Source organism: Streptomyces sp. 142MFCol3.1 (assembly GCF_000424945.1).
Taxonomy (GTDB): Bacteria; Actinomycetota; Actinomycetes; order Streptomycetales; family Streptomycetaceae; genus Streptomyces; species Streptomyces siamensis.
Map to the genome: position 1 here is coordinate 21,780 of NZ_AUKV01000057.1, position 7,311 is coordinate 29,090.

Here is a 7,311-nt window from a genome sequence, read left to right on the forward strand (position 1 = left end):
GCTGTCGTGCGCGGTGTGCGCCCTCGCCGGGGCCGGCACGACGCTGCCGACGCGTCGCTCCGAGGACCCGCACGGCGCCGCAGCTCCATGAGGTGACAGGGAGAGCGGCCCGGCCGACATGGTCCCGCTCCTACGGATCGCGGCTCCGGCGCGTGTCGCACCGGGGCGGAGTCCGGCACGGAGATCCAGTCGGCCGGGGCACCGGCCGTGCCCGTGTTTGGGGGTATAGGTTCCATTGGCTCGAGTTGCGGTTGTCACCGAAGGGAAGGCCTGCGATGGAGCGGACGACATGCTGCGTGGTGGGCGGCGGCCCCGCGGGAATGGTCCTGGGCCTGCTGCTGGCCCGTGCCGGCGTGGACGTCACGGTGCTGGAGAAGCACGGAGACTTCCTGCGCGACTTCCGCGGTGACACCGTGCATCCCTCGACGCTGGCGCTGCTGGACGACCTCGGCCTGGCCGAGCGCTTCGCCCGGTTGCCGCAGCGCCGGGTGACCACGGTGCAGCTGCCGCTCGGCTCCGACGGTTCACTCGTCACCGTCTCCGACATCAGCACCTTGCCGGGGCCCTACAACTACGTGGCGATGGTGCCGCAGTGGGACCTGCTCGACCTCCTCGCCGACGAGGCCGGCAAAGAGCCGTCCTTCTCGGTGCGGATGAGCACCGAGGCGACGTCCTTCCTGATGGAGGGCGGGCGGGTCGCCGGGGTGCGCTACCGCACCTCCGACGGCCGTACCGGCGAACTGCGGGCCACCCTCACGGTGGCCTGCGACGGCCGGGGCTCGCTGGCCCGGTCGCGGCCCGAACTGGGCCTGCGGAGGTACAGCTGCCCCATGGACGCCTGGTGGTTCCGGCTGCCCCGGCGGGACGGAGACCCGCACGGGCTCGTGGGCGCCACCGGAGACCGCCTCCTGGCCGCGCTCATCGACCGTGGGCAGTACTGGCAATGCGCCGGGCTGATTCCCAAGGGCACCGACGCCGAGCGTCGCGCGGCCGGTCTCGAACGGTTCATGGCCGAGTTCTCGGACGCCGTGCCCTGGCTCGCGGACCGGGCCCACGAGCTGCGGTCGTGGGACGAGGTGAAGATGCTCGACGTACGGCTCGACCGGCTGCGGCGCTGGCACCGCCCGGGACTGCTGTGCATCGGCGACGCCGCGCACGCCATGTCGCCTGTCTTCGGCATCGGCATCAACCTCGCGGTCGAGGACGCGGTGGCCGCCGCCCGCCATCTCGTCGAGCCGCTGCGCACGGGAGTGGTCGGCCTGCGGGACGTGCGCGGCATCCAGCGGCGACGGTGGCCGACCACGGCGCTGACGCAGGCACTGCAACGCCTCGCTCACGCCCGGGTCATCGCGCCCGTACTGGCGGGCGATCCGCCCTTCGGCAACTCCAGGCGGGCCAAACGGGTGAGCGGCCTCCTCACCGGCTCGCAGTGGTTCAAGCGTGTTCCGGCGTACTTCATCGGCTACGGCGCCCTGCGTGAGCGTCCGCCCGCCGCCTCGCTGCGGTGAACCTCGCGGTACGACGGGCGGGGAGTACGTCGCCCGATCGGCGGAGCCCTCGTCGTACCGCCGAGCGCACGGACCTGGGGCGCTGTTCTCGCGGGCGCTCCGGCCCGGAACTGCGGGGCTGTGTGGCGCTCGGGTGGTACGTTCCGCCGAACAGGTGTTACCTAGTGCGAGGGGAGAAACCGGAGGGGGGCAGGTATTCGGGGGAAAGGAGACCGAATGATGCGCAGGAAACCGGTCATGCGAACCCTCGCCGCTGCCCTCCTCACAGGCGGCGTCATCGCGGGTATGGGAGTGGCCGCAAGCCCGGCCTCAGCCGCGACCACGAGCGGCGTCGTCTCACTGTCGCCCAACATGCCGGCAGGCAACGGGTGCGGGTTCGGCGTCGGCTTCAACCGGGGCTTCAACTCGTACTGCGGCGGCTTCGGCTTCGCGAACTCGTTCGGGTACGGCGGCTTCGGCGGCTTCGGCGGGTACGGCTTCAACTCGACACCTGTCGTGATCATCGTCAGCTGACGCTCCCTCGGCACAGGTCGGGAACGTCACGAAGCGACAGAAGGGGGGCCGCCGCGCCAGTGCGCGGGCGGCCCCCCGCCTGTGCGGACGGTGGCGAGCACCGATCCCGCCTCGTACAGAGCGGTCGACTCTCCTGTCGGCGTGGCTGCCTGACGCCGCATCAGGCGATCATCGTGTCGTGGGCCGGAGGCTGCCTCGGTGAGGCCGGCTCGCCCGGGCCGGCTCACTGCGGGCGCGGTCAGTGCCTTCCGGCTCGGGCCAGCGCGTCCTCGGCCTGGCGGACCAGGGTGCCGACCAGATCGGCCGCGGACGGCAGGTCCTCGATGAGGTCGACGGCCTCGCTCGCCCACCGCGGCAGCGCCGGGATCTCGCCCCGTGCCGCGGCATCCTCGTACGCCTGCCGGGCTCGGGGATCCGCGGCGAGTTCCTCCTCCTTGCCCCGCCAGCCGTCGAGGAAAGGATGGGCGAGGGTTCGCGCCGTGTAGCGCGCGGGCCACCGCGAGCCGCGCGCGATGTCCAGCACTCTGCTGCGCTCGGTGTCCTCGCCACGGCCCTCGACGATCGCTTTGGCCGTCGCGGGGTCGACCAGGGACTCGGTCGTGGCCTGGAAGCGCGTTCCGAGCAGAGCGCCGGACGCCCCCAGCGCCAGTGCCGCCGCCACGCCACGCCCGTCGGCGATCCCACCGGCCGCCAGCACCGGCACCGGCGCCGCCAGGTCCACCACGACGGGCACGAACGGCAGTGTGGACCGTCCGTGCCGGGCTCCGTGCCCGCCGCCCTCGGTGCCCTGCGCCACGATCACATCGGCGCCCAGATCCACCGCTCTGCGGGCCTCCTCCAGGTCGGTGACCTGGAGGATCAGCGTCGTGCCCGCGCCACGGACCCGTTCCACGAGCGGAGTCGGGTCGCCGAAGGACAACATCACCGCCGCCGGCCGGTGTTCCAGCGCCCGCGCCACCACCGAGGCGTCGATCGCCCACGTCTGGAAGCCGATGCCCCACGGCTTCCCGGCGCTCTCCTCAGCCAGGACGGGCAGTTCGCGGGCCAGCCAGTCCTGGTCCCCGTTCCCGCTGCCCAGCAGGCCGAGCCCACCGCCGCGCGAGACCGCTCCCGCCAGCGCGCCACCGGCCGAACCGCCCATCGGGGCCAGGGCGATCGGGTGTTCCACACCGAACAGTTCCGTGAACTCCGTCGACAGTCCCATGACCGTCATCCTCACGCACCCGTCATGCAGGCCGCAGCGCATTCCGTCGCACGAGGCCGCCGGCTTCCGGCGGACCGTCGTGTGCCGTCGATACGGATGCCGTCACGGGATACGGACCAGCGCCTGGTTCGTTGTGCGTCGTTCGTATCGGTGACGATTTCCATAGCGAGGTCTGCACGAAGGTGACGACACCCGCGCCGCCGCCGGAGGCGAGGACGGATGGACGAGAACGTCAAGCGCTTACCCCAGGGCTCGCACCTCCCCGCGGGCCGGTCGACCTCAACCGCCACAGGCGTATCAACCACGGCGATTCGGCCAGGAGCGCCCTCGCCCCTGCCCCGTGCCTCCATGAGCGACCCACGGCGTGACCGCGCCGCGCACGGAATCCGTTGCGGCCGAAATACGTGTGTTCGAACCCGACGCCCCTGTCGTTGAATCCCGTGGCGCCGCGTTCACCCCCGTCCGATCCCGCAGGGAGATGTGCAGTTGACCGCTTCTTCCCGTCTCGTCCCGCCCCCGCCTCCCGCCGAGATCACCTACTCCGGGCACTACTCCGTGAACCCGCTCGGCGAGGTCGGCTTCCGCGCCCTGTGCGCCCAACTCCCCCGTGTCCTCGGGCGTATCGCCGCCATGGCCTGGCGCATCGACCGCAAGGCGGTGCTCCTCGTCCTCGCCTGCCAGCTCGCCACCGGGATGGCCGCCGCCGTGCTGCTGGCCGCCACGGCGAGGGCCATGACGCCCGTTCTCGGCAGTGGCGCGGTGGCGGACCGGCTGCGCGAGGCGCTTCCGGCTCTGGCCGTCGTCGCCGGCGCGACCGCCGTGGCGCGGCTCGCCGTGGCGCTGGCCGCGTACGCGGAACGGCGCATCACTCCACGGCTGACGACGATGACGGACTCGGCGCTGGTCGAGGCGGTCTGCCGGGTCGAGGCGTCGGCGTACGCGGTGGACGGTTTCTCCGACCGGCAGGAGGCCGCGGAGATGGGCGTCATCCGCACACACGTGATGGTCATGGACGCCCAGCGCTTCATGGCCGCGCTGATCAAGATGGTCACCGCGGGTGGAGTCGTGTCCGTGCTCAACCCGGTCATGCTTCCCCTGCTGATCCTCGCCGTCTCCCCGGCCGGCGTCGGCGCGGTCCTCACCGCACGCGTCGACTACGAGATCCACTACGCCAACGTCGCGGACCGCAACGTCCGCGGAATGACCCGCTGGTGGGCGACGACACCCAAGTACGGCGACGAGGTCCGCGCCAATGGGATGGTCGAGTATCTCCTGTACTGGTACCGCGCCCTCGACGACCTCGTCCACGCCGGCGGCACCTTCGCCGACCTCCTGCGCCTGTCCCAGGAACGCTGAAGCCGAATCCGGCTTCCCACCCTGCACCGCCACCGACCTCACGAAGGACACCCCACGTGACCAGCATCGAATCCGCAGCGCCGCAGCCGCTCCTCACCACGGAAGTCCCCGGCACCGCCGCCCTCCTGGTCGACGACGACGGCCGGTATCTTCTCCACCTCCGCGACGCGAACAAACCCATCTGGCAGCCCGGCCGCTGGGCCCTGCTCGGCGGGAACACCGAGCCCGGCGAAACCTGCGACGAGGCCATGGTCCGTGAACTGCGCGAGGAGACCGGCCTCACCGTCCCCGGCCTCACCCCGTTCGTCACCGTGGAGACGGTCGACACGGACGGCCGGCTGAAGTACCGCATCCTCGTGTACCTCGGCACCCTCAACCGGCCCGCCCACGAGATCCCCCTCCACGAGGGCATCCAACTGCGCTGGACCGACGCCGCCGACATCGTGCACATGGCCTTGGACCCCGGCACCGCGGCAGTCGTCCACGAGCACCGGAAGCACCCGCACCCCCGGCTCGACGCCGCCGGGCGGCCGCCCTCGCTGCGCGTCCAGGAGACCGCCGCTCAACGTGAGCGCAGCATCGTCGGCGTGCACCTCTACCTCGAACGCGACGGCGCCGTCCTGCTCGGCGAACGCGCCCCCGAGAGTGCCTTCGCCCCCTTGATCTGGCACGTGCCCGCCGGCCATCGCGAGGCGGGCGAGTCGGCGCTGACCTGCCTGATCCGGGAAACGGCGGAGGAAACCGGCATCGCCGTGCACGCGAGCGACCTGACCCTCGTGCACGTCGTGGACGTGCGGGATCCCGGCAGCCCGGTCCCGCGCCTGCAGCTGTTCTTCGCCGCGTCCCGTTGGCAGGGTGAGCCCCGGGTCCTCGAACCCGACCGGTGTACGCAGTGGCGTTGGTGGCCGCTGGACGCGCTGCCCGGCCGACTCGTCGAGTACACCCGCGCCGCACTCACCGGCATCGCACGCGGTGACACGTACACTCACATGGGATGGGTGTCGTGAGCCCGGCCGGGAGGGGGAGCCCGATGCCTCGGCCTCCAGGTTTCGTCGTGGAACACGCCCTCGCCTAGGGGGTGTCGGCGTGCAGATGCGTCAAGGTCTGCCAGCGGCGCTCGAAGTCCTGCGACTGCTCCGCGATCTGCACGGCGGTGATCGGCCTGTTGTGCTGGCCGGTGATCCCGCGGCGTGCGCAGTCCTGGGCGACGGCGTCCGGTGAGGGGGCCCGGTCGTGGCGCATGCGGTGCTCGGCCCACACCCCGTAGATCCGGAACCACAGCGGGTAGCGGCGCAGCGTGGACGGGCTGACCGCCTTTCCTCCGCGGCCGAACATGCCCTTGGCGGCGAGGAAGGCGGACAGTTCGTCGGGGTCGGGTTCCGCTCCGTGCCGTGCCTGGTATTCCGTCCAGGCGAGGTAGTAGCGGTCGACGGCGTTGAGTTCGAGGGCCTGCGCCGCACCTTCACGTGGACGCTGTCCGACGATGTCCGCGTCGGCCCTCGCGGCGCGTTGCGCGGCCGCGTCGGCCGTGTCCGGGGCAGGGCTGTCCTCGGGTGCCGCGGCAGGCCCCGGGGGGACGGAGCCGTCCGGCTCGCCCCTGACCGGCGCGGAACCGCTCACGTCGTACTCGCGCTCCTGGAACTCCATGACGTAGGCCTGCACATCGGCGCCGGTCACGGGCTGCCCCGTGGCTCCGGTGATGCCGTCGAGCCGGTACACGTACTCGGCGAGGGCGTCGGCGTCGGGATACACGCCGTGCTCTCGCGCGAAGCTGAGCCAGGCGTTGTGGAAGTAGTCGCTCCAGGAGAGCTCGCCGTCCGCGTTCTCCGGGGCCGCCTCCACGCCGATCACCGCGTCACGTGACGTGTGGCGCTCCTTCAGAACACGCAGGAGGGGCTCCAACTGCTCCTCGGAGAGCGGGTCTCCGGCACCGGTCGAGATGCCGTACTCGTCGCGGAGCCAGATCGAGAACTGCGTGGGCGTGGGCTCGGTGCCGAAGGCCGACAGCCAGGCCCCGTAGGCCCCGGCGAGGGCGCCGGCACGCCTGTCGTGGTCCGGCTCCGGGTCCGGAAGCGGGGTGTACGACGGCGCAGGGACAGCGGGTCCCGCAGGCGACTGCTGCGCGGCGGCGGGTGGCAGAACGGCCGCCACGGGGACCGGGGCCACGTCAAGTGCGGGGCTGTGGCGCCGCTGCGCCGGCACGGGGGTCCGTTCGCCGGTGATCTGCACCGATGGCTCCTCGATGCCCGCGGCGGCCAGGCCGGAGGGCCCGGTTTCGGCGAGGGGGACGCCGTAGCGGGCGAGGCGCAGGGGCATCAGGGATTCGACGGGGGCTTTGCGGCGCCAGGCGCGGCCGAAGCGGGAGCGCAGCCGGGCCTGGTAGACGAGGCGTTCCTGTTCGAGCTTGATGACCGCTTCGTAGGAGCGCAGTTCCCACAGCTTCATGCGGCGCCACAGGAGGAAGGTGGGCACCGGGGAGAGCAGCCAGCGGGTGAGGCGGACGCCTTCCATGTGCTTGTCGGCGGTGATGTCGGCGATCCGGCCGATGGCGTGCCGGGCGGCTTCGACGGAGACGACGAAGAGGATCGGGATGACGGCGTGCATGCCGACGCCGAGCGGGTCGGGCCAGGCCGCCGCGCCGTTGAACGCGATGGTGGCGGCCGTCAGCAGCCATGCCGTCTGGCGCAGCAGCGGGAAGGGGATCCTGATCCAGGTCAGCAGCAGGTCCAG

General features: G+C 72.0%; 5 protein-coding genes and 1 pseudogene. 4 read left to right on the plus strand and 2 right to left on the minus strand.

Annotated features, from left to right (window positions below; genetic code table 11):
* Window positions 1–275 precede the first annotated feature (275 nt).
* Window positions 276–1,508, plus strand: a complete 1,233-nt coding sequence (locus H305_RS0141675; protein WP_028805675.1) for an FAD-dependent oxidoreductase — start codon at window positions 276–278, stop codon at window positions 1,506–1,508.
* Window positions 1,509–1,745: 237 nt separating this feature from the next.
* Complete coding sequence (locus H305_RS48730) at window positions 1,746–2,021, plus strand: hypothetical protein (protein ID WP_158690678.1); 276 nt, start codon at window positions 1,746–1,748, stop codon at window positions 2,019–2,021.
* Between the two features lie 238 nt (window positions 2,022–2,259).
* On the opposite strand, the gene H305_RS0141685 is transcribed toward H305_RS48730, so the two are convergent.
* Window positions 2,260–3,225: an NAD(P)H-dependent flavin oxidoreductase gene (locus H305_RS0141685; RefSeq protein ID WP_037767148.1), complete on the minus strand. Its 966-nt coding sequence runs from the start codon at window positions 3,223–3,225 to the stop codon at window positions 2,260–2,262.
* A gap of 630 nt (window positions 3,226–3,855) precedes the next feature.
* Here H305_RS0141685 and H305_RS48735 point away from each other — a divergent pair.
* Window positions 3,856–4,524, plus strand: a pseudogene (locus H305_RS48735) (ABC transporter ATP-binding protein); the annotation flags it as partial.
* Between the two features lie 113 nt (window positions 4,525–4,637).
* Entirely contained in the window at window positions 4,638–5,588 is a 951-nt protein-coding gene (locus H305_RS53765; protein WP_051371576.1) for an NUDIX hydrolase, read from the plus strand.
* Window positions 5,589–5,652: 64 nt separating this feature from the next.
* Here the strand turns inward: H305_RS53765 and H305_RS55515 are convergent.
* On the minus strand, window positions 5,653–7,311 hold a 1,659-nt coding region (locus tag H305_RS55515; protein WP_234021429.1), incomplete at its 5' end, for a DUF2637 domain-containing protein.

Excerpts from the sequence above, each read along its gene's own strand:
- H305_RS0141675 (WP_028805675.1), top strand. The coding sequence starts at position 276 with ATGGAGCGGACGACATGCTGCGTGGTGGGCGGCGGCCCCGCGGGAATG.
- H305_RS48730 (WP_158690678.1), top strand. The coding sequence starts at position 1,746 with ATGCGAACCCTCGCCGCTGCCCTCCTCACAGGCGGCGTCATCGCGGGT.
- H305_RS0141685 (WP_037767148.1), bottom strand. The coding sequence starts at position 3,225 with ATGGGACTGTCGACGGAGTTCACGGAACTGTTCGGTGTGGAACACCCG.